Source organism: Streptomyces arenae (genome assembly GCF_022343545.1).
Taxonomy (GTDB): Bacteria; Actinomycetota; Actinomycetes; order Streptomycetales; family Streptomycetaceae; genus Streptomyces; species Streptomyces humi.
This window is the reverse complement of record NZ_JAKQYH010000001.1, coordinates 7783-9155: the sequence shown is the minus strand read 5'-3', so window position 1 is coordinate 9155 and position 1373 is coordinate 7783. Positions and strand designations below refer to the sequence as shown.

General features: G+C 57.5%; 1 other annotated feature.

Annotated elements, in window-relative coordinates:
- Positions 1-1131: 1131 nt before the first annotated feature.
- Positions 1132-1267 (bottom strand) — a sequence feature (16S ribosomal RNA rRNA prediction is too short).
- Positions 1268-1373 lie beyond the last annotated feature (106 nt).

The window sequence follows — 1373 nt, the reverse complement described above, 5'->3', positions numbered from 1 at the left end:
CCCCCAGGTTTTCAACCCTGGTGGGTTCGGTCCTCCACGAAGTCTTACCTCCGCTTCAACCTGCCCATGGCTAGATCACTCCGCTTCGGGTCTTGAGCGTGCTACTGAAACGCCCTATTCGGACTCGCTTTCGCTACGGCTACCCCACACGGGTTAACCTCGCAACACACCGCAAACTCGCAGGCTCATTCTTCAAAAGGCACGCAGTCACACCACAAGGATGCTCCCACGGCTTGTAGGCACACGGTTTCAGGTACTATTTCACTCCCCTCCCGGGGTACTTTTCACCATTCCCTCACGGTACTATCCGCTATCGGTCACCAGGGAATATTTAGGCTTAGCGGGTGGTCCCGCCAGATTCACACGGGATTTCTCGGGCCCCGTGCTACTTGGGTGTCTCTCAAACGAGCCGCTGATGTTTCAGCTACGGGGGTCTTACCCTCTACGCCGGACCTTTCGCATGTCCTTCGCCTACATCAACGGTTTCTGACTCGTCTCACGGCCGGCAGACCGTAAAAGAGAGATCCCACAACCCCGTATACGCAACCCCTGCCGGGTCTCACACGCATACGGTTTGGCCTCATCCGGTTTCGCTCGCCACTACTCCCGGAATCACGGTTGTTTTCTCTTCCTGAGGGTACTGAGATGTTTCACTTCCCCTCGTTCCCTCCACACTGCCTATGTGTTCAGCAGCGGGTGACAGCCCATGACGACTGCCGGGTTTCCCCATTCGGAAACCCCCGGATCAAAGCCTGGTTGACGACTCCCCGGGGACTATCGTGGCCTCCCACGTCCTTCATCGGTTCCTGGTGCCAAGGCATCCACCGTGCGCCCTTAAAAACTTGGCCACAGATGCTCGCGTCCACTGTGCAGTTCTCAAACAACGACCAGCCACCCATCACCCCCAACCGAAGCTGGAGTTCACTGGGGCCGGCATCGAGGGACGTTTCATTCCCTCAGACACCCAACAGCGTGCCCGACACCCTCGCCTCTTCTTCATCCGTTCCACGCCGAAGCAGTACTGGGAAGAGAAAAGATCAAGTGTGCCGAGTAGTCAACGTTCCACCCATGAGCAACCGTGCAAGACATTTGCTTGCAGTCGGCTATGTGCTCCTTAGAAAGGAGGTGATCCAGCCGCACCTTCCGGTACGGCTACCTTGTTACGACTTCGTCCCAATCGCCAGTCCCACCTTCGACAGCTCCCTCCCACAAGGGGTTGGGCCACCGGCTTCGGGTGTTACCGACTTTCGTGACGTGACGGGCGGTGTGTACAAGGCCCGGGAACGTATTCACCGCAGCAATGCTGATCTGCGATTACTAGCGACTCCGACTTCATGGGGTCGAGTTGCAGACCCCAATCCGAACTGAGACCG